The organism is Paenibacillus massiliensis subsp. panacisoli DSM 21345, assembly GCF_000426545.1.
Taxonomy (GTDB): domain Bacteria; phylum Bacillota; class Bacilli; order Paenibacillales; family Paenibacillaceae; genus Paenibacillus; species Paenibacillus panacisoli.
The window spans coordinates 144,159-164,592 of record NZ_AUFO01000012.1 but is presented as its reverse complement, the minus strand read 5'-3'; the positions used below and the strand labels follow the sequence as shown (position 1 = coordinate 164,592).

General features: G+C 50.2%; 17 protein-coding genes. 3 read left to right on the top strand and 14 right to left on the bottom strand.

The genetic code is table 11. From position 1 onward, the window contains the following. Positions 1–172: 172 nt before the first annotated feature. Both K331_RS0112220 and K331_RS0112215 read left to right on the top strand, forming a co-directional pair. A complete protein-coding gene (locus tag K331_RS0112220) occupies positions 173–2,602 on the top strand; it encodes an ATP-dependent helicase (protein ID WP_028590507.1) in 2,430 nt (809 codons plus the stop codon). Positions 2,603–2,974: 372 nt separating this feature from the next. After that, positions 2,975–3,697, top strand: a complete 723-nt coding sequence (locus tag K331_RS0112215) for a GTP pyrophosphokinase (RefSeq protein ID WP_026281316.1) — start codon at positions 2,975–2,977, stop codon at positions 3,695–3,697. 284 nt (positions 3,698–3,981) lie between these two features. Here the strand turns inward: K331_RS0112215 and K331_RS0112210 are convergent, their stop codons facing one another. The 4 genes from K331_RS0112210 to rnhA form a co-directional block, all read right to left on the bottom strand. Further along, positions 3,982–4,995, bottom strand: a complete 1,014-nt coding sequence (locus K331_RS0112210) for a M15 family metallopeptidase (protein WP_028590506.1) — start codon at positions 4,993–4,995, stop codon at positions 3,982–3,984. Between the two features lie 154 nt (positions 4,996–5,149). Continuing rightward, positions 5,150–5,842 (bottom strand): hypothetical protein, encoded by a 693-nt coding sequence (locus K331_RS30975; protein ID WP_051289809.1) that lies wholly within the window; start codon positions 5,840–5,842, stop codon positions 5,150–5,152. A 2-nt stretch (positions 5,843–5,844) separates the two neighbouring features. Further along, complete coding sequence (locus tag K331_RS0112200; protein WP_028590505.1) at positions 5,845–8,976, bottom strand: DEAD/DEAH box helicase; 3,132 nt, start codon at positions 8,974–8,976, stop codon at positions 5,845–5,847. Between the two features lie 182 nt (positions 8,977–9,158). Next, positions 9,159–9,830 carry a ribonuclease H gene (gene rnhA, locus K331_RS0112195; protein ID WP_028590504.1) on the bottom strand — a complete coding sequence of 224 codons (672 nt, stop codon included), beginning with the start codon at positions 9,828–9,830 and terminating at the stop codon, positions 9,159–9,161. A 191-nt stretch (positions 9,831–10,021) separates the two neighbouring features. On the opposite strand from rnhA, the gene K331_RS0112190 reads away from it, so the two are divergent. Continuing rightward, complete coding sequence (locus K331_RS0112190; protein ID WP_028590503.1) at positions 10,022–10,777, top strand: tryptophan-rich sensory protein; 756 nt, start codon at positions 10,022–10,024, stop codon at positions 10,775–10,777. A gap of 162 nt (positions 10,778–10,939) precedes the next feature. Here the strand turns inward: K331_RS0112190 and K331_RS0112185 are convergent, their stop codons facing one another. The 10 genes from K331_RS0112185 to K331_RS0112135 all read right to left on the bottom strand — a co-directional run bounded on the left by K331_RS0112185 (position 10,940) and on the right by K331_RS0112135 (position 20,173). Further along, on the bottom strand, positions 10,940–11,317 hold the full coding sequence (locus K331_RS0112185) for a RidA family protein (protein ID WP_028590502.1): 378 nt from the start codon (positions 11,315–11,317) through the stop codon (positions 10,940–10,942). Between the two features lie 291 nt (positions 11,318–11,608). Beyond that, positions 11,609–13,015, bottom strand: a complete 1,407-nt coding sequence (locus K331_RS0112180) for a helix-turn-helix domain-containing protein (protein WP_028590501.1) — start codon at positions 13,013–13,015, stop codon at positions 11,609–11,611. A gap of 433 nt (positions 13,016–13,448) precedes the next feature. Then, positions 13,449–13,625 carry an aspartyl-phosphate phosphatase Spo0E family protein gene (locus K331_RS31455; RefSeq protein ID WP_169718335.1) on the bottom strand — a complete coding sequence of 59 codons (177 nt, stop codon included), beginning with the start codon at positions 13,623–13,625 and terminating at the stop codon, positions 13,449–13,451. Positions 13,626–14,033: 408 nt separating this feature from the next. After that, entirely contained in the window at positions 14,034–14,708 is a 675-nt protein-coding gene (locus K331_RS0112170; protein ID WP_028590500.1) for an NAD(P)H-binding protein, read from the bottom strand. Further along, positions 14,698–16,176 carry an ATP-binding protein gene (locus tag K331_RS0112165; RefSeq protein WP_028590499.1) on the bottom strand — a complete coding sequence of 493 codons (1,479 nt, stop codon included), beginning with the start codon at positions 16,174–16,176 and terminating at the stop codon, positions 14,698–14,700. The genes K331_RS0112170 and K331_RS0112165 overlap by 11 nt, the downstream gene beginning before the upstream one ends. A 694-nt stretch (positions 16,177–16,870) precedes the next feature. Beyond that, positions 16,871–17,173, bottom strand: coding sequence for a hypothetical protein (locus K331_RS0112160; RefSeq protein WP_028590498.1), 303 nt, complete (start codon positions 17,171–17,173; stop codon positions 16,871–16,873). 428 nt (positions 17,174–17,601) lie between these two features. Beyond that, positions 17,602–17,925 (bottom strand): hypothetical protein, encoded by a 324-nt coding sequence (locus tag K331_RS29430; protein WP_154659253.1) that lies wholly within the window; start codon positions 17,923–17,925, stop codon positions 17,602–17,604. Positions 17,926–18,202: 277 nt separating this feature from the next. Continuing rightward, entirely contained in the window at positions 18,203–19,069 is an 867-nt protein-coding gene (locus tag K331_RS0112145) for a YitT family protein (RefSeq protein ID WP_028590497.1), read from the bottom strand. 303 nt (positions 19,070–19,372) lie between these two features. Beyond that, the gene (locus K331_RS0112140; protein WP_036634792.1) at positions 19,373–19,651 is read right to left on the bottom strand and encodes a PQ-loop domain-containing transporter; all 279 of its coding nucleotides are present in this window, start codon (positions 19,649–19,651) and stop codon (positions 19,373–19,375) included. Positions 19,652–19,846: 195 nt separating this feature from the next. Then, the gene (locus K331_RS0112135) at positions 19,847–20,173 is read right to left on the bottom strand and encodes an MTH1187 family thiamine-binding protein (RefSeq protein ID WP_018887110.1); all 327 of its coding nucleotides are present in this window, start codon (positions 20,171–20,173) and stop codon (positions 19,847–19,849) included. Positions 20,174–20,434 lie beyond the last annotated feature (261 nt).

Sequence of the window (20,434 nt, the reverse complement as noted above, 5' to 3'; positions counted from 1 at the left end):
TGTTGGAAGCGGCCAATCTTCGCTATAATGGATTTCTATATATTCATATTAGTTGTTGGACGCAATTTTCGCTCGAAAGTCGCGCCTGTCTGTTCAGAACATGTCTATCATACCAAAAAGTATGCTGGAATGTGAAAATGGAAGATTTTGAAAACGAAAGAGGTTTCACAGTATGAACCCCATAAGTACATTTTACCCCCGTCCACTCGGGGTTGCCTATCATACAACACAGCCGGAGGCTTCCAGAGCCTCTCTCAATACCAGCAGGGAGCTTGTGCACGAGCACGAGCCAGATGCTGCTTATTTTCGCGCCCTGGAGCAGGCTGGTATTCTGCTGAATAAGCCGCAGATTGATGCGGTGCGCTACGGACAAGGACCTCTTCTGACCCTGGCTGGTGCAGGCTGCGGCAAAACGACAGTGCTCGCCGCCAGAGCTGGCTATCTTATTACGGTACGTGGTGTAGCCCCGTCCTCACTGCTTCTCGTTACCTTCACCAGTAAAGCTGCTGCCGAGATGAAAGAGCGAATCGCCGCATTACCCGGAATTCGGCCCGCTGCTGCCAAAGCCGTGCAAGCCCGTACGTTCCATTCCTTTGCACTCGCACTGCTCCGACATCAGGGTGTACAAGAGGAGATCTTCGGAGATACGCAGGCGCAGCATACTGTGGTGAAAATGCTCCTGCGTCGTCTGCGGTTAAGTGATGCCATGCAGCCAGAGACCATCCTGTCTGCCCTGTCTGCCTGGAAGGGAGAAGGAAGACAGGTGGAGGAGCTGCCTGAGTCCACTCCCGAGGAAGCTGATCTGAAGCAGGTCGTCCTGGGCTACGAGGAATGGAAGCGGGATCGTCATAAAATAGACTTCGACGACATTCTGCTCCGGGCAGCGACTATGATGCGTGATCCAGACATCCTGCGTCCACTACAGCGGCGCTTCTCTTATATTATGGTCGATGAGTTCCAGGACACCAACGTGCTCCAGTATGAAATGGTACGCAGATTGGCCGCCCCACATCGCAACCTGATGGTCGTAGGTGATGACGACCAGACCATCTACACCTTCAATGGTGCGCGTCAGGAGTCGATTCTGGAGTTCGACCGCGTCTATCCGGGAGCCAAGATTATTACCCTGAATATTAATTATCGCAGTGATCCTCGCATTCTCGGCTTGGGCTCACGCATCATCGCTGTGAATCGCCGGAGACGGAAGAAGACTCTCATGTCCGCAGGTCCAGGAGGCTTAGAGCCGCAATACTTTACTCCCGCTCAAGCGGAAGAGGAGGCCGCCCATGTAATCCAGCACCTGACCCAGCAGGTAGAGGAGGGTACGCTGCGTTATGCTGATATCGCTATTCTACACCGTACCGCGAGCGCCAGTCGGGCGATCTTCGAGCAGTTAGTCATGCGGGAGATTCCTTTTGTCCAATATGGTGCGAGCTCCGTATTCTATGATCAGTCCCTGATTCGTCCGCTGATGGATCATCTGCGGCTGGCCCTGAACCCTCGGCTGAAGGAGGCGCTTCCCAGTGTACTTGGCCCCCTCTATGTGCCTCGGGAGTCAGGAATCGAGTATCTTCAGACGGAGGATCGCAAGCAGCCCAAGAAGTATCCGCTCATTCACCTGACCCGTTGGGATCGACTGCAGAGCTTCCAGCATGAGCAAGTCAAAGAACGGATTCGCCTGATTAAGAATCTCGCAGGGATGAAGCCTGTAGCAGCCATCCAGGAAATGCGACGCACATTTTATGATAAATATCTGGAGAGCGGTGATCCGGGTACATGGACACACTACAAGGAGACCATTCAGGAAAGTCTGGAGGAGCTTGAGACTGCTGCGCAGCGCTTCGAGACAGTGGAGGATTTCGTAGGCTTCGCTAACGAGCTGACAAGGCGTCATCAAGAAATGGAGCAGCTACAGGCTGCTGCTGACGGGGATGCACTGCATCTCATGACCATTCACCGTGCCAAGGGTCTCGAATTTCCCTGCGTATATTGGATCGGTGCCAGCGAGGGCTTGCTCCCACACAGCTCGGCTCTAGCCTCCCAGGCACCGGAGGACCTACGCCAAGGTCAAGCAGCTGCTGGCTCTTCAGGCACGACTTTATCTGATACGGATGCCCTGCTTGAAGAGGAACGGCGACTGGCCTACGTAGCGGTCACACGAGCGAAGCAGATGCTGTATATTACGTCTCCAGCATCTCATCATGGGAAGCCTGCCGCCGTATCCCGTTTTCTGCTGGAGGCCTACGGAGTCAAGCAGGTACCCTCTCGCCCTTCGACATCAAGACCGGAGGTCAAGGAACGAGTTAGCGAAGGGCGAAGCCCCCGCACCATCACCATACCGGTGTGGGTCTGCCCGGATGTGGCTTGCGGAGCCTGGATGCGACAAGACACCCGGGGAGCATCTGGAGCATCAGCAGCCTCTTTTGCTAGCCTAAGCGGAGGGTCAGCAGTTCATCAAAAGACTGGTCAGACCAGACAAGGAACAGCTAGCCAGGCAGAACAAGCAGGATTCACCAGACAGACGACGCGGGAGGCACCGCCGGCATGTCCGCTATGCTCAGCAGCGATGCAGACGGGTACTCGTGCTGTGCCCGCCAGATAAGCATCAGAGATACTTTATATGTATACATTTAGCAGATTCCACACATACGCTATGCACATTTCTTCATAATTTAAGCTCACTTTAAGCGTGAAGCTTTTGCTTGTAAGATTCGGCTTAGTGTACAATAGAATTAAGGCAAGAACAGCCCGAAAAAACACATACGGCACGTGCAGGGCTATTGAATACGAAAGTGACAGTGTACAGCGCTCAGCAGTACATCATTCGCAGCTGAATATTAGCAAGACAGGATATCTGGCAGGTCACCACACTTTAACGAGGCCGTGGATCGTGAAGCCCATCTACCTTTTGGGAACACTGATTGCCAGCACTGCCCTGCTGCGATGTAACTTCCATGTACGGCCGGCTAGGAGAATGCATGTGACTGAATCCAATTCGTCAACCTTGAATCAAATCCCACTCCCGCTTCATGAGTTCCAGCAGCATCTGGAGACTAATCATCAGCTCGCCAAGCAGTTTGAGGAGTGGAAGAAAATACCCGTCATGTACCAGCTCGCTCTGGAGGAGCTCCAGAACAAGATCAAGCTGATTCAGACCGAATGGAAGCTCATGGATGGCTTCAGTCCCATTGAGCATATCAAGACTCGGATCAAGGAGCCCCATAGTATATTGGAGAAGGTCCGCCGTAAAGGATATGAAGTCACGGTGGATAACGTGTTATCCCAAATTCATGACATAGCGGGTATGCGTATTGTATGTGCTTTTGTCAAGGATATCTATCGTCTGCTGGATCATTTGCAGACCCGTGAGGATATACGCATCATAGAAGTAAAGGACTATATTGCTCATCCTAAGCCTAATGGCTATCAAAGTCTGCATGTCATTGTAGAGGTGCCTCTGATCCTGTTCGAGGGCAAGCGCTGGATGAAGGTCGAGATTCAGATGCGTACGCTCGCTATGGATTTCTGGGCCAGCCTGGAGCATATCCTGTATTACAAATTTGACAAACAGGTACCGGAATATGTTGTGACTGAGCTCGCCGAGGCAGCCAAAGCGGCCAATGCGCTGGATGACAAGATGCTGAGTCTGCGTCGTGAAATCCTGTCCCTGAGTGACGGACAGCGACAGCCTTCCTAGTCCCGTTCTTAGCTTGTCCTAATGACAATGTGAACAAAAGCGGCCTGCTCTCGGAGCATAAGCTTATGCCCCGAGAGCAAGCCTGACTTGTGACCAGTTCCGCTATCTGGAGCTGGTGCTGCAACCAGTGAGGCGAACAAAAAACAGGTCGAGAACCGCTCAACTGAGCTCTGTCCCCGACCTGTTTTTTCTATTGTTAGATCGCTATGACCTTAGATGATCCTCGTCTCATTGCAAATGCAGTTGCTTCTCGGTGCACTATATTTCCAATAATTCTCGTGTCACTACAGCTTCATATGATCCTCGTCAAAATACTCCTCCAGCGTCAGTCCCAGCTTGGCTACGTCCTGTGCAAGCTCCTTGCCAAGGTATCGAATGTGCCAAGGCTCATATACATAACCCGTAATACTTTCCTTGCCATCTGGATAACGAATGACAAAGCCATATTCAGGTCCATGCTCTGCGAGCCATTTGCCTTCTTTGGTGCTGCCAAGCGACTCTTCCAGCGCATTCCCTACACTTGGGCTAGATACGTCGATGGACAGGCCCGTCTGATGCTCACTCATACCAGGGACGGCGCTCACGCGTGATGCATAGGCCTCACCCTTGGTCTTCACGTTGTTGTTATAGATGGCCTCTTGACGTTTGTAGGACCGGTATCCAGAGACAGCGCGCAGCTCTATCCCATCCCGCTCTGCTGCTGCGAAGAGTCCCTCAAGTGCCTGAGCTGCTTCCTTACGCATATGGCGCTTCTCATGAGGGCCGTCGAAGGAGAACGGTACATTCGGCTCGACCAGATCACTAGGCTCATAGCCATCTGGAAGGCTACGCTGCTTGTTCACAATGACAGCGATGGCCTCAGCGTTCGTCACTACAGCCTTGCTTCCCTGCTCCCGTACTGTCGCTTGCAGTGCATTGTTCTGACGTTGTGCCAGCACCGGAGCTGCTGACGAGCTCGTACCGCCTGTAGCCTGTCCTACTCCTGAGTCTCCACCTGCGGGCTGTTCTCCCGATGCTTGTCCTGCACCAGTAGATCCAGTAGCAGACCCCGGGGATACTTCCGTGTTGTTGTCGTCAGTGCTGCCGTCAACTGCTGGTGTATCTGTCCCCGGTTCAGCAGGCTGTACAGACTGCTCTCCGCCTTGTTCTCCTTGAGAGGCCGCCAGGTTGTCGCTCTCCTGCTTGCCGGCTCCCCCTTCGCCGCAACCGCCTAGCAGCATTGCTGGCACCAGTAGGCCCGGAATCAACAGTCTTGTCCAAGATTTATAACCGCTCATGCGGTGTTTCATATGCTCCATGAGATAAGCTCCTTAATCTATGTCAGGATGAATATTCGATCTTCAGATCGCACCATCCCATTGTATCCAAATTGTGAATAAGTCACGATGTTCATATAGGACCATGCCATGAACTGAGTAACGGATATAGTCCTATTATAGCCTAATTCGTCTATCAGACGTCTCTTTTCGACAGACCTCCAATTCGTTCCTGCACATTCGCAGCGGCATGCTGACGAACGATGTCGAGTGCCTGAAGCGCCTTCGGGTGATGAGACATCAGGGCGGCTACATCACGAAGCTCAGGCTGTGACACCGGCCCTGTAGATGAGCGAATCTCGAACGTATGCAGTTCGGGGCCTGGCTGATGAAGGGTTCCTTCGGCCGCTGCTTCTGCAATCCACTCACCGAATGCGCCTCCCCCTCGTCTGCCTTCCCCAGACGGATCGACAGCGAGTCGTTCGAGAGGATTACTTCCAGACGCCCTTCCCCGGTCTCTCGCCCACTCGTCAAATACGCCAGATAATAGCTCCGCCTTCGACAGCCCCGCTGCTTCCAGTCTGAGCAACGGATCAGCCTCTAGCACAGCCAGTGCCTCCGTGGCATGCCTGCACTCCTGCTCTCCACAGCTACAGTCTTCAAGGATGAGGAGGGGCGGCAGTTGTCTCTTGATCCATTCAGATGCATCTCCCTGCAATAACTGGTACAGCTCCAGGGGGAAGCCGCGCAGCCTGTTCAGTATACTCTCCCGGATTGGGAGAGCAAGCAGTTCCGTCCTGCCTGTGACTGTGCATACAGGCTGCTCTTGCCGCTCATCGCTCCACTCTGCCGACCATGTCCCTGCAGCCACCTGCAGACTTATTCGCATCTTCATTCCCCCTGCAACCAAATATCATTCTGCAAGGCAACCAAGCCTCGCAGCTCTTCATCTGACATCTCTGTAAGCCAATTCTCGCCAGAGCCGACAACCTGCTCGGACAGCATCTTTTTGCTCTCAATCAGCTCATCAATCCGTTCCTCCAGCGTGCCCTGACAAATCAGCTTGTGCACCTGAACATTGCGGTTCTGTCCAATCCGGAATACACGGTCTGTCGCCTGATTCTCCACAGCGGGATTCCACCAGCGATCATAATGGATGACATGGCTAGCCCGTGTCAGATTCAGACCGACGCCTCCTGCTCGAAGCGAGAGAACGAAGATATCTGGTCCTTCCCCCTGCTGGAATCGCTGCACCAGCTCATCTCTCTGCTGCTTGGACAGCCCGCCGTGGAGGAAAGAAGGACGCTCGTCATACATCCGTGCCAGACGTGATACCAGTAGCTCTCCCATAGCTACATACTGAGTGAAGATCAGCGCTGCTTCTCCATTGGCCCGTATGGCCTCGATCAGCTCCAGCAGTCGTTCCATTTTGCCCGAGGCCTCTGACTTGGCATTCTCTCCCCGTTTACTACCCAATAGAGCTGGGTGATTACAGATCTGCTTCAGCTTCGTCAAGGAGGAAAGGACCAAGCCTTTGCGTGCGATGCCACTTTGTCCATCCAAGGTTCCCATCAATTGATCAACGACGCCTCTGTACATGCCCGCCTGCTCTGGAGTCAGCACACAATATGATTTGAGCTCCAGCTTCTCTGGAAGGTCCTTGCGAATATCGGGGTCACTCTTCAATCTGCGCAGCATGAAGGGCGAGACCAGCTTATGCAGCTCACGTAGCATCTCCTGTCGATCCTCCGCTGCACCGGTATAACGGTGCCGGAAGGAAGTCGCGCTCCCAAGATAACCAGGATTCAGGAAATGAAAGATCGACCACAGCTCGCTGAGACGGTTCTCAACGGGAGTGCCTGTCATGGCAATCCGATGCGGAGCCGAGAGCTTCATAACGCTCTGCGATTGCTTGGTCCTGGAATTCTTGATGTATTGTGCTTCATCCAGCACAATGGAGGACCACGATACGGCTGATAGATCGCCCCCGTCGCGACCAGCCAGATGATAGGTCGTCAGTACAATCTCATGATCCGTAACCTGGTTCACGAAATCCTCACCATGCAGTCGCTGGCCCCCATGATGGATATATAGCGACAGGTCGGGTGCGAACCGCTGCAGTTCACGCTGCCAATTGCCAAGTAAGGAGGTCGGGCAGATAATCAGCGCAGGCCCCCTGCTGCTATTGGACGGGCTGTAATCGAGTAGACAGGTAATTACCTGTATTGTCTTTCCCAGTCCCATATCGTCCGCAAGGCACACACCAAAGCCCAGATCACGCATCGCAGACAACCACTGAAAGCCACGCTCCTGATATGGACGCAATTGCCCATGCAGTTGGGGAGGTACTCGCCTTGGGGCAACAGATCTTAGCACACCGCCCTCCAGCAGCGAGCCCAGCAGACCAAACGACTCAGTGCCATAGATGGATATGCCCTTCCAGACGGAGCCCTCCTCTGGGTCCTGCTCGGCAGACAAATGCATCCATTCGGCCAGAGTCATCTCGCCCTCTTCCTGTTTCTTGATGTATCTCAGTACCTGTCGCAGCTCTTTCGGATCAATCTCAACCCATTCGCCTCGCAAGTGTACATAGGGCAGGTTAGTTGCAGCGATGGCTTCAAGCTCCGCCAGTGACAGCACATTCCCACCTAGCACCGCCTCGGCATCGAAGGCTACAATTTGATGCATGCCTAGTGGAGAGGCCTCCACTGCGTTTGTCCCGAACGCAGTACCCTCTGCATGCTCACGCATACGCAGACGCAAGCCTGCGCGCTTGCGTCCCTCCTTGCTCCATTTGGAAGGCATTTGTACAGCTGCACCGATCTTCTGTAGTCTTGGGACCGATTCGAGCAGGAAAGGATAGAACTGCTCCGGGCTTAAGGTGAAGGCTTCCGGGTAGGGATTCTGCATAGCCCCCTTCACCTCACGCGACACCTCTGCTGCACGTCCCATACTCATGAGTAGCTGCAGTCGAAGATGGCGATAAATGATATGCCCGCGTTCAAGATCAGGCTTGTCATACGTCCATATATCCGCCGCTGATAGACGGAGGGACGGCTCCAGCACACTTTCCGCCCAGAAGGTCACCTGCCAATTCGTAGCTCCCTCCTCTAGAGGAGGCTCAAGACGCAGACACAGGCGCAAGCTCCCTTCCTCAGGCTCTCTTTCTTCCTTCCCACTCTGCGGAATACCTGCTCCATTCAATGAAGCCACCTGTGCATGAAGCTCCTCCATCTCAGCTGGCGTACCCTGAATGGTGATCGGTCGCGTACCTGTCAGCAGACTGTTCCACCATAGATCAGCCAGCGGTGAGGTCCCGCGGCGATAATCCGGGCGCTGCCTGGAGAGCTCACGCTCACGTTCCGCCGTCGCCTTGCGCATCTCCTGCTGAATGATGGCGGACATGAAGGAATGCAGTACGATCGCTGCGGCTTCTTCCCGAGAGGAAGGATCATGATTCGCAAGCAGCGTTGGCGCAGACAGACCAATCGCAGGCATTGCTGCTGCTAGCTCACGAAATCTACCGATATCCTCTTCCGATTCGAGTCGTGGCTGCCAGACACCCATCGCAGATTCCTGCACACCGCGTCGTCTGGCACCGCCGGACTGCACCTGCTGGATACCTGGCACAACCTCGCCTCTATGAATCAGTTCAAGCGCAAACCGCGCCGCTGTTCGCCAATAAGGCAGCTCTTCTCCTGCCCGGATACCTGCAGCAGCACAGTCCTGTTCACTCAAGCGCAGCAGCAGCTCAAGCGCATCTGCAGGCTCCAGTGCCAGTCCTTCCAATGTACGTCCGAGCATGGCTCGCCTCTTGCCTCCGCCTGATTGCTCCGCACGTCCAGCATTGGGCACACGCAGCTCAGCCAGCCGCAATGCTGCCTGCCGAAAAGGTTGTATTCCGTTAGATAGCTTCAGTCTTCGTACGACACTGCTCCAGGCATCGACACGTGGCTCAGAAGTCTCACCCGAAAAGCAGAACATTACATCTCCAAGCCAAATTGCGTACAGCGGTTGGTTCATATCAATCTCCCGTCCAGCCTCTAATTGTTACTCTTCATCATATACGAAAATCCCGCCAAATCAAAATGCTTTCGAAATTATACTGACGCCAAAAAGACGTCCCCGGCATCCTGGAGACGCTTTTTTGGGAGATCAGCCCTACTAGTATTCCCGCGAATGAAAGGACTGCGCTGCAAGGGGAGCTACTTTCTCCCGTAATCCGCCTTGATTTCTCCCCAGCTCTTGGTTTCCCACTTGACTACTTTATTAGTATACGTATTATTCTGCAGCCACCGCTCCGCGCGGTCTACCAGATCCCAGATCTCTCGCGTCGATTCATCGCGCGGCAAGGTGGAGACGGCCTTCTTCTGTCTGACCCATTTCAGGGCGTTGACCGAGTCGCTATAGACTGTCTTGTTGCTGTTCAGATTCTTGAGATACGCAAGTCCATGCACGATGGCCAGGAATTCGCCCAGATTGTTCGTCCCCTTGGCAATTGGCCCGCAAGAGAACAGTACCTCACCAGTACGGGTATCGACTCCCTTATACTCCACTGGCCCCGGATTTCCGCGTGTGCCTACATCCACCGAAATGCTGTCATAATCAATGTCCGTTGCTGGTGCTCCTCCGGAATGTGCTGTGCCCTTGCCTGCAGCCGATCCCTTGCTTCCCGAGGAAGCTTTGCCTGTACCCGCCACATTACCCCAGATTCCCTTCCAGCCGTGGGCAAATGCCTTCTCCGCCTCTGCCTTGGAGGGAAAAGCCTTGAACTTGGCCCCCGTCACACCACTCACTTGCTTCTGACAATCGGCCCAGCTTGTATAGACACCTGGTGTCTTCCCTTCCCAGACAACATAGAATTTTTGGTTAGCCATAGATCCTCCATGTATGAAAAGATTAGTTTTATATTTCATGATCATCAAATGAACCTGTCCAACATAACATTTTATCATGTCATATGTTACATGTGGGCAAAATGGGTATATTCATAATAGACATTCTTGACCCGCTGGTCATCGCAAATGACCGTGGAGCGAACATTCACTTCAGTTAGGAGGATTTCGAAATGCATCGAAGCCATCCCTTTAAATGGTGGAATATCATTGCTTATGTTGCGGTCATCGTGACCAACTATCTGGCCATGGCACTGCCGATCGGAGGTCGCAGCACATCGGCTGTCTCGGACATGTATCCAACGTTGATTACTCCAGCGGGCTACGCCTTCTCGATCTGGTCGGTCATTTATCTGCTGCTGGCAGGATTCGTGATCTATCAGGCTTTGCCTCGAGGCCAATCCCGGGACTCTGTACAGAGCATCGGAGTCTTCTTCATTCTGAGCTGTCTGTTCAATATCACCTGGATTTTCCTGTGGCAGAATCTCTATATTGAACTCGCTCTCCTCGTGATGCTCCTGCTGCTTCTGTCACTCATCAAAATCTATCGTGCCACCAGGGTATCTTATCCGAGCTCCGGGGAAATATGGTTCGTACGACTCCCATTCAGCCTCTATATGGGTTGGATATCTGTCGCAACGATTCTCAACGTGGCCATTACACTGGAGAAGAATCAATGGAGTGGCTGGGGCCTGAGCGACAGCACCTGGGCCGTCATTGTCCTCTGCATAGGAGCAGCCTTGGCGATTCTGGTCAGCTTCCCATACAGGGACAGTATCTATCCGCTCGTGTTCGTATGGGCCTATATTGCCATAGCCGTCGAGCAGCGAGGTACGCAGAGCGTCTATCTTGCAGCCCTTATTCTGGCGGCCCTGATCCTGATCTATTCCATCTGGCTGCTATTCGCCCGTAGTCAGGATCGCGATTAGCGGAGTTATCTGTGCTGATTGAATGATTGAATCAATGATTCAATCGTCTAGCTCGGCTGAATAATAACACATCCAATGTCTTCACAAAAAAAGGGGATCATCCACCGTAGTCTTATCACTACGCGGACAGTCCCCTTTTCCTGTATTATATCTAAGTAACGATTAGCCCTTCAGTGCGATGGTCTCGATCTCCACCAAAGCATCCTTTGGAAGGCGTGCCACCTCAACTGCACTTCTTGCCGGGTATGGCTGCTCGAAGAAGGAGCTGTACACCTCGTTCACTTTGGCAAAATCGTTCATATCCTTGAGGAACACTGTAGTCTTAACTACATTGCTCAAGCTGCTGCCGGCCTCTTCCAGAATAGCCTTGACATTATTCAGGGAAAGTCGTGCCTGCTCCTCTACACCTTGACCGAACTCACCAGTTGCTGGATCAAGTCCCAGTTGACCTGAGGTAAAAATAAAATCGCCTGCCTGCATAGCCTGACTATACGGGCCGATTGCGCCAGGTGCGCGTTCTGTCGAAATAGGTTTCATCATTATGTACTCCCTTCGGTCATCTTTTTGAATACTGAGCCTATTATAGCATTATGCTCAGGGTGTAGGACAAGCTATCCTCACCTTACCATATGAAAAAGGTACCGAAACGCCCGGTACCCTGCTCATACGACATCTATTCTGATTCAGCCTGCAATCATCCTATTGGCATGTCCAAGAACATTACGACTGTCGACGGATTAATACCCGCCTGCTCCGTGTGTATAGGTCCCCATATTTCCGGCGGCCCCTGTCCCAATTGTTAGTCCTGGAGTAATGAATATAATACCGGCACTAAGCGTAAGTAACAAAAAGCATTTCATTTTCCGCATTTTTACGCACTCCTCTGATCATATTTTCATAACTCCGCTGATTTTCAACACGTGTATGCCGTCTAAATTCTTCAAATAATGTCACACATTTGATAAAACCAGCCTTGTCACCCATTTTAATGGATGATGACAAACTTTGGAGTACATATTTTACTGCAAGGTCGAAATTTTGCTGCTGGTAATAGTAATATGACAATTCATAACAGAAATTGGCGAATCGTTCGAGGGTGAAGTGCATATTATAATAGCTACTGCTCGCTTGCTGGCTGTCGATATAGGTGGAGATTCGGTCCTCGAATTGATCAAGTATGCTGCTGACGTCCAGACTATAGCGGTTCGCAGCCTCCATAATCTTCTCCAGTGCAGGCAGGACCTCGTCTTCATTATGCTCAATATACGCAATGTAAGCAGGCAATACGCTTGTATTGCCTGTCATCAGCTCATAGGCGAAGCCGTTGGCCTTGGCCCAAATGCTGAATTTGCGCACCTCTGCCTTACCCATCTCACCCAATCCCTTGAACCAGCTCAAATCTGTGTAGTACTGCGTATACTGCTTGGCCTCATGATACTTCTTCTGCTTGTCACACGCCGCTGCCTTCATCAGATAGGCGTAGCCATAATAGACCACAAGTGGATACTTGGTTGTACGTTCTTCTTCGTTATATGGCTTGTTCTTGCATTCGTATGTATACATGGTGTAAGTATAGTTGCTTAATTCATTCGCCAGCTCGTGGACCCGGTCCAGTCGATTCAGTGTGAAATAGACATTAATCAGTTGGAGCATAGCATCAGGCTGCTCTTCCTCCGGCAAGCGGTTACGGAATGGATCGAATCGAATTGCTGCGCGCAGGTTCATCTCGTAATCATCACTCAGTTGCAGCATGAACAAACGATAGTGGCTACGTGCGAGTCGCTCTGCATGCTGATACTGCTCACTCTCGGCCACCGCCTCGAAGAATGGAGCCGATTCCTTATGATACCCTTCCTGGTACAGCTGCTCTCCTACTGCAAAAATAACAGGGATATGCCCAAGCTCGTCCAATACAGCAGGTAGTGCCGATTGGATGCAATCCAATCTTCCCATGCGTGCGCATTGCAGCAGATAAGGCTTCAGACGTGACAGCTTCCATTTGTTATCAACAACGCACTCCTCCAGATACATCGGGTATAGCTCGCCCTCCGGGTGCCCCATCGCCTCTGTGATCCGGTCCAGCTCCTTGAGCGACAACGGTTTCGGAATCTGGTAACGCAAAATAGCACTTAAAGTCCCTTTATTCAGTCCGCAGCGTCTGCTGAATTCCTGAAGTGAACAATTCGTCTGCTCTAAGTACGACGCTATGAGCGAACGCAGTCTATTTCCAACCTCCACATTAGCTCCCTCCCACCATAGTACATATGAACATCACCTTTTAATTCACTTTCCCTGCTGCAATACGCATGTGGTCGATATTGTTGCTTTATCCCCTTCTAAGTAGCATATATAGAGACAGTGTATTTTTTTGAATTTATTGAGATTATATGTAAGAATTAACCAGGGGTCAATGAAACTTTTTAGCTATTTATCGACGGCAAATTTTACTAAGTCGAAAAGCATGACCACGGAACCACTTCTTTTGTTATTTTTACTATTTTCGGTGTCTGTTTTCGGCGGAAGTGCTCGGATCGAATCGAAAAAAAGCACAAGTATCGCTGACTCGTAAAATAACAAGAATCAGTGAACTTGCGCTTATCCGGAATCTATATTTACTTGTTCAATGTAGGCTGCCACGGCCTCTTCGTTATGTTGTCTGCTCATTGTCCTCCTAGGCTGTAGGCTTTTTGTATTGTTTTTTGGCATACCAGTAACGATTCAAGAGGTCATCCAGTTGTTCGGAGGCTCTCAGTACTCGATCGTCTGTTCGGCCAAACTGATGTGCAGAGTCTAACATTTTTTCACGAAAGTACTCGATTTTCCCCTCCATCTCTCTCAAATCCACCATAATACCCCTCCTTTTCATCAAGTTTCTTGCCCAAGACCTTACGATTTTAGGCCTGTCACTCCTACTCTGGCTCGTGGCTTACATCTTCAGCTTTAGTGTCACATATGTTTATATTTTTTTGACATTGCCAAAAAAAATAATCTTTTGTCTTCTATGCTATATATACCCATTTTTTAGCAGCAACCATCATGGAAAGTACAGATTTTTTTACAAAAGTAGTTTCGAACCTCCCGATTCTCCCATGGATGTGAGACAGAACGCCTTTAGCTGAAGTGTTTCTTGCGATAATCGAATGGTTCAGCTCCGCTGAAAACTTACATTCTATTATCTGAACAAAATGGGAGTACCTGTCGGTTAGACAGAGCACTCCCATTTATTCGTTCGGTTCTCACGAGCGATAGTTGTAGATCAATGCGTCGGATCAGAGCCCAGCGCGTGAATGACTTCATTCGGGTACACATGGACTCCTCTAGCACCCGCTAGAGCTATGCGAACCATTGCCTTGGCAATAGCTGCCGCCGGAATGGCCCGATAAGCAGACAGCCTTCCGTTCCACAGTGGTGACGTAAGCTTCATGAGGACCGCAGCAACCCGCTCGCCTGCTCTTCGCTCTGATCGCTCACCCAGAATGAGGGATGGACGAAACAGATGCAATGCAGGCAGCCCCACTTCGGCCAGCGCTTCCTCAGCCTCGCCTTTTGTACGGCTGTAGAAGATTCGTGAATGCGGATTGGCACCAGCGGATGAGACAGCGAGCATCTGTACGATCCCTGCCTGTCGTGCCAGCTTCGCAGCCTGCAGTGGATATTCCAGATCCACGAGCCGGAACCTCTCCTGCGACCCCGCCTTCTTGATCGTAGTGCCGAGTGCACAGTACAGATCATGCACTCCCTCAAATACATGAGCGGATTGCTCCAGCTCATCCCACGAGATGATGTGCTCAGTCAGCTTGGGGTGCTGGATGCCAAGCGGTTTACGAGTAAGGACCTTCACCTCTGCATAGGCGGGGTTCTCCAGCAGTTCTCTTACGATCAGGCCTCCTACCAGTCCTGTCGCCCCTATAATCAATCCCTTACGATCCATGCAATTGTCTTCTCCTCTTCCTATATCCTTGCTTGCGGCCTGACTCCTCTAATGGTAAGGACTCTGACGTGTAGAGGGGCAGATACAACGCGAACGTGCTCCCCTCACCCTCTGCACTGTCCAAGCGAATAAAGCCTCCCATCAGACGCGCCAAGTCCCGACTAATGGACAATCCCAGGCCCGTCCCTCCATACTTGCGGCTAATCGATCCGTCCGCCTGCTGGAAGGCCTCGAAGATATAATGCTGCTTCTCCGAAGAAATGCCAATTCCTGTATCCTTCACTGCAAATACAACCCATTCACCTTTGAGTTCAGGCTCTACAAGCTTGCGCTTATGGATACTCAGTGTCACACTGCCCTCATGAGTGAACTTGAACGCATTAGACAGCAGGTTCCGCAGAATCTGCTGAATACGCTGCGGGTCAGAATTCATCTGGGCCGGGCAATCCTCAGAGGTCTCTAACTGGAATATCAAGCCCTTGTTGCGGGCAGTAATCTCAAAATTCACCATCATGACCTGACCGAGCTCCAGCACATTGACGGGCTCCATGACAATTTCCATCTTCCCAGCTTCCACCTTGGAGAGATCCAGAATATCGTTGATCAGCTGCAATAGATCTTGCCCTGATGCATGGATAATACCCGAATACTGCTTAAGATTGTCCTCCTCCATCTCCTTCCCCTGCTCATTAATAATCTGGGCAAGGTTAATGATGCTATTTAGCGGAGTACGAAGCTCATGAGACATGGTTGCCATGAATTCGGATTTATATTTGGAAGCCATCATTAGCTGCTTGGCTCGTTCCTCCAGAATCAGCTTGGCCTGCTGCAGCTCGTCCCTCTGCCTTGAGAGCAGACGGTTGGCCTGGATAATCTGATGGTTGCGCCTTTGATCCATTTGGAAATCACGCAGCATCAATGCGAACAGATAGCTTAACACTATGCCTAACGGCAGCGTATAGGGCACGATATGCCCCAAATAATGGGCTGTAGGGATAACCCCGAATATCGCAATATTAATGACATTCGCTATATTAACAATACCTATTACAATGGAAGCCTTGACGATAAGTCGATAGCTGGAGTGCCGCATCCAATAGTTCAATCCGGCTCCAAGCACTCCTAATATACTCATATTGATAAAGCCCGCGATAGAGGCTTCATTGAACCCAAGCGTGAAGCGCACCAGTCCCGTGAGCACCCCGATCAGCACTAGCACAGAGGCATGAGGATAGACCAATATGGCGATGATCAGCGGGACGAACCTGAGGTCAAAGATAACTTCCTCGTTAAAATTAAAGCCGAATGCGGAGCTGATCCAGCCACACAAAATGATGAACAGGACAGAACTCACATATTTTACAGCGGTAGAGGCCTTGATCAGTACATATTTATAAAATACGTTCGCACAGTATGCCACTGCGATCAGCATACCTAAATTCAGCAGGAACATCTTTGAATATTCCATAGCTTCCCCCTGCTATTCAGAATAGAAGTCCCTAACCTAGGGATGGCTCACATACTCTTCCATCATACCATGAAGTGATTTGATTCGACACTCGTGCTAAGGAATCGAATTTTCATTTTGAAAGTTAATGATTTACTTTTAGCGCACTATATGTTATAGTGATATTTGTATGATTTAACCCCATATGATTCCTCGCAACAAGTACACTCCGCTCACCGCTGGAGTTCATTCAATTTTTTTCATCACCCAACGTGTAGAATTTTGAGCTTTTTGCAGTATATTTTGCATTCACACTGGCGCGGTCATCGGAGCCGCAAGGATGGAAGAGAGGTAGGGCTTTCGTCGTTTGGCAAATGAATTGATGGAATCGCAATGCCCTGTTACCGGGTTGGTAACTGCCTTCATTAGCGAAGGTGGCAAGGGGTTAGTATATAGAATACTGGCTGACAAGTGTGTACGTCGCCACAGAGAGGCTGTCCCCATCTTAGATGGTAGGGCAGTCTTTTTTTACCCAAAAAAAATGAGCCTATGAGCCTATGAGAATCGCTGGGCAAAAAAATAACCCGTCCATTATGGGCGGGTTCATTCACACTTGATGAAAGAAAGGGGTTAATATCTGTAGTATAGGTGGCCTACCTTAAAATCAAATGATATGAACCTTAAAGAAAGATTAAATTAAACCCCTCTACAAGGATTAATAATCGGTCCAGTATCTATAGGCCTCATCATCCTGTGAGGAGCGCTGAGGCAAGGGTCTCTTGGTCTGGGTGCTTCCCTCGGGACGCTCCCATCCCTCCAGAATGACCGCCTGCATAAACGAGGACTTGTCGTCCCATCGAATATACGCCTGCTGCTCCAAATGGATAAAGGCGTTCGTTATCTCCTGCTTGCTCCGCCCAGTCCTCACCTGAAGCTCTCGTTCATTGGGCATCCGCCGCTGCTGCGCATAGAAATTGTACAGGATACGCAGTAGCTTGCGCTCAAGATCTGGCAGCATGGAACCCCTCCTTCATGAACTGGAATAAAACATAGTCTATCTGCTTACACGAATTAGAATGCAACACCACACCAACCATCAACATGATCTCAACATAAGCAGTTCAACATAAGTAAACTAACAAAATGATCACCAAAAATAACTTCAGAAAATAAGAACACTTGTTCCTATTTTAACAGTTACTAATACTGTTGGCAACCCTGTGCCGCATCCAAAAAAACACAGCTTCAACTGAAGCTGTGCTCTGCCCTTAATCATCAACCATTGTCTCTCTCCTGGCGGCCTACAGAATACATCCACCATGCGATACTGCCAATGCCTCCAAGAGCCAGTGCTGAAAAAAACAGGATATACAACAAATGGGTCATTTGTGACATCACAATCGCCTCCTACTTGTTGTATACCCTTATTGTAAGTCTGATTATACCTTAAGAGCTGCTTTTGCTGGGTTCACCAGGCTTACCACCTCTACGCTTCACCAGAACGATAATGATGGCAACTACAAAAAAGATACAGGAAAGCGCAACAGCCAACGTATGCGAAATACCTCGAACATCCTCTTGCTGAATCCCGTTCGATATCGTGTAGCTTGCCCCCTGCATGATCATCAGTGTGCTGAATAGCACAATCGGGCTGAGAATAATCAGACTAGCAATTCGCTTCTTGCCTGCGACCAGCACGACACTCCCCGCCGCAACGATCAGCAGCAGCCAGTACAGCAAGGCTTCTATCAAAATTGAATTTCCCAACATGTTCACTCCTCTACACATAGAACTAATATCGTCCTGCAATCCGTCATCTAAATCACTATTTGTGCAATCATATTGTAACAGACTACAGTCCATCCTCCAACCGCAGCGCCTGCGTTCTGAACCTTCTTTTACTAATACCTTGACCAGATCAAATAGGAGTGTAAAGCCACTACAAGTCTGCACCATTGCTTAATACAACGAAGGGCACCCCTTGCCTCCAAGGCTTAGGGTACCCTCGTCTGCTTCCCAATCTAAGCAGTCCTGTACAGCCTGCTTCTTAATGTGCGCCCTTCTTGGTGAAGCCACCGCCATACACGTCAGCGACATCCTCGACGGCGACAAAGGCCGACTTGTCCACTTCCTGCACGACGCTCTTCAGCATAGACAGCTCCAGTCTGCTGACCACACAGTAGATCACTTGAGTCTCCTCCTTGGTGAAGCCTCCTCTAGCGTACAGGTAGGTAGTGCTTCTGCCCAGACGTGTCATAATAGCCTCGGACATCTCCTCGTATTCACTCGTAATGATCGTGACTGATTTGGACTCATCCAGACCTTCAACGACGATATCCATGACCTTCGAGGCAATGTAGAACGTAAATATGGAATACATCGCCGAATCCCAGCCCAGAATAAAGCCTGCCACGATGAAAATAACCACGTTGATGATGAGAATGATCTGTCCGACAGAGATGTTGATTTTTTTGGAGATCAGGATCGCCAGAATCTCAGCACCGTCGGTAGTTCCTCCCAGACGAAGCACTAGGCCAACTCCCAATCCCAGCAGCAGCGCTCCGAATAATACTGCAAGCAGCTTGTCGTCTGTGAAGGCCTCTACATGGTGGAGATAGCCGGTGGTAAGCGACAGAACCACAATTCCGTATAGAGCTGACAAGGCAAAGGTCTTGCCTACTTGTCTGTATCCGATGAACAGGAACGGAAGATTCAGAACGAACAGAAATATCCCGAGTGGAAGCTTGGTCACATTCGCAATCATTAGAGAAATCCCTGTAATCCCGCCGTCAATAATCGCATTCGGCACGAGAAACAGCTCCAGTGACACCCCTGCCAGAATTGCTCCCGCTGTAATAAAGAGGAACTTCAATAGCAATTCAGTGGGTGTAAGTTTCTTGGGTTTATGTACCATAACCAATCCTTTCTTCAAGCAGATTAGCTTAATTTTAATATTTTTCAACCACTTGGTAAATGCTTCATCCTTACAAGTCGTTATCCGTTCGACTCATCAGGTACAAAAAAGACCGGTCCAAAGGCTGGAAGCCGGTCAAACAACATGACATCTATACATTCTAACCGATCTCCGGAGCAATATCCTAAAGATCCCTCAAAAGATGAGATGCAAAGAATCCGGAAAAACCAAATTGGAGTCTCCGGATTCCGTTATCCATGTGAGAAATTTATGGTTAATAGCCTTCTCTTTCAATATCAAATTTCACTTTCTCCGATACCACAGCGCCAGAAACAGCACTACTGCCAGCAGCAGGAGTGACATCGTATTCGTAATCAGGAAAGCATACCCGGTGCCGCTAGTGATGAGATCCAATGCATAGATCTCCATTAGCAGAACCCCAGTGAACATGGATATGACGGTATTCAAATGAAGCCCCTTGGCCGAGCGTTCTCTACACATCAGTACAATTTGGGGCACCCAGCCTATGGATAAGATGACACCGCCGATCAATTGCAGTATGGCAAATAGCACATCGCCCATCTCCTTTACCCGAGCAGTATATGCCTAGGTGTAGAGATGGTTACGATGCAGCGGAGTACTTTGTCTTGAATTTCGCGCTGACTTGGCCTTCTTGGAGACACCAATGCTGCTTAAGATCGGGAATTGTTATCCTGTCGCCGATTGTTCCCCTATGTATGTATGAATAGCCGTAGTCCAGTCCAGCACCAGACATATCTAATTCAGGTCCTTACTACGTAACGCTGACAGCTTGGAGGTGACCGATTGCAGCTTCAGACTACGCGAGGATTCCTTGTCGCGACGATCATCAATCTTCACCGAGGTGGACACCCGTCCTGCCCCTGCTTGAAACGGCGCCTCATGTAGCGCAGCAATTGCAGTAAATACATCGTCAAGCGATCCCTCAATGATCGTGCTCATCGAAGTAAGCTCGTAGGAGATTCCTTTCTGCGTAGCCAGTACGCGCTGCATATCTGCCACATAGTCACTCAGACTTGTAGTTCCAGTACCAATTGGGATGACGGTCACTTCAGCGATTGCCATTGGCTGCTCCTCCTTCAAATTGGATCATTCTAAACTCTATTCTACCAGTCTGCAGCCTGCCAATTCAATTGAGCTCAGGTAGAGAGGAACAAGAAGGCGATCATAAATCGTTCCACACAAAGTTCAAATTTGAGCCAAACTTCGGCATACTCATTCTAACTCTCAAAAGCTTGCAATTTGAACGATAACCAGCAATATCCTTTACCTTTTGCATGGAATTTTGCTATAATCGTCATTGCGTCTTTCGAATTTTCTGTTTGC

What these genes read in the sequence shown, in the direction of transcription:
- K331_RS0112220 (WP_028590507.1), top strand. Translation starts at nt 173, where the DNA reads ATGAACCCCATAAGTACATTTTACCCCCGTCCACTCGGGGTTGCCTAT.
- K331_RS0112215 (WP_026281316.1), top strand. Translation starts at nt 2,975, where the DNA reads ATGCATGTGACTGAATCCAATTCGTCAACCTTGAATCAAATCCCACTC.
- K331_RS0112210 (WP_028590506.1), bottom strand. Translation starts at nt 4,995, where the DNA reads ATGGAGCATATGAAACACCGCATGAGCGGTTATAAATCTTGGACAAGA.
- K331_RS30975 (WP_051289809.1), bottom strand. Translation starts at nt 5,842, where the DNA reads ATGCGAATAAGTCTGCAGGTGGCTGCAGGGACATGGTCGGCAGAGTGG.
- K331_RS0112200 (WP_028590505.1), bottom strand. Translation starts at nt 8,976, where the DNA reads ATGAACCAACCGCTGTACGCAATTTGGCTTGGAGATGTAATGTTCTGC.
- rnhA (WP_028590504.1), bottom strand. Translation starts at nt 9,830, where the DNA reads ATGGCTAACCAAAAATTCTATGTTGTCTGGGAAGGGAAGACACCAGGT.
- K331_RS0112190 (WP_028590503.1), top strand. Translation starts at nt 10,022, where the DNA reads ATGCATCGAAGCCATCCCTTTAAATGGTGGAATATCATTGCTTATGTT.
- K331_RS0112185 (WP_028590502.1), bottom strand. Translation starts at nt 11,317, where the DNA reads ATGATGAAACCTATTTCGACAGAACGCGCACCTGGCGCAATCGGCCCG.
- K331_RS31455 (WP_169718335.1), bottom strand. Translation starts at nt 13,625, where the DNA reads ATGGTGGATTTGAGAGAGATGGAGGGGAAAATCGAGTACTTTCGTGAA.
- K331_RS0112170 (WP_028590500.1), bottom strand. Translation starts at nt 14,708, where the DNA reads ATGGATCGTAAGGGATTGATTATAGGGGCGACAGGACTGGTAGGAGGC.
- K331_RS0112165 (WP_028590499.1), bottom strand. Translation starts at nt 16,176, where the DNA reads ATGGAATATTCAAAGATGTTCCTGCTGAATTTAGGTATGCTGATCGCA.
- K331_RS0112160 (WP_028590498.1), bottom strand. Translation starts at nt 17,173, where the DNA reads ATGCTGCCAGATCTTGAGCGCAAGCTACTGCGTATCCTGTACAATTTC.
- K331_RS29430 (WP_154659253.1), bottom strand. Translation starts at nt 17,925, where the DNA reads ATGTTGGGAAATTCAATTTTGATAGAAGCCTTGCTGTACTGGCTGCTG.
- K331_RS0112145 (WP_028590497.1), bottom strand. Translation starts at nt 19,069, where the DNA reads ATGGTACATAAACCCAAGAAACTTACACCCACTGAATTGCTATTGAAG.
- K331_RS0112140 (WP_036634792.1), bottom strand. Translation starts at nt 19,651, where the DNA reads ATGGGCGATGTGCTATTTGCCATACTGCAATTGATCGGCGGTGTCATC.
- K331_RS0112135 (WP_018887110.1), bottom strand. Translation starts at nt 20,173, where the DNA reads ATGGCAATCGCTGAAGTGACCGTCATCCCAATTGGTACTGGAACTACA.